Annotated in this window: 1 protein-coding gene; it reads left to right on the top strand. The window is 74.1% G+C overall.

Annotated features, from left to right (window positions below; genetic code table 11):
* Nucleotides 1–201 (top strand): carboxyl transferase domain-containing protein (locus tag IG84_RS38680; protein ID WP_037801526.1); only part of this gene is annotated, 201 nt, incomplete at both ends.

Here is a 201-nt window from a genome sequence, read left to right as displayed (position 1 = left end):
GGCGCCGACCTCAACCTGGCCTGGCCCACCGCCCAGATCGCCGTCATGGGCGCCCAGGGCGCCGTCAACATCCTCCACCGCCGCACCCTGGCCGCCATCGAGGACCCGGCCGCCCAGGAGGCCCGCCGCCAGGAACTGATCGCCGAGTACGAGGAGGCCCTCCTCAACCCCTACGCGGCCGCCGAACGCGGCTACGTCGAC

It is taken from the genome of Streptomyces ochraceiscleroticus (assembly GCF_000720485.1).
GTDB classification, from domain to species: Bacteria; Actinomycetota; Actinomycetes; order Streptomycetales; family Streptomycetaceae; genus Streptomyces; species Streptomyces ochraceiscleroticus.
Note: the sequence above shows the minus strand (reverse complement) of the source record. Positions and strands in the feature narration are given on the sequence as shown.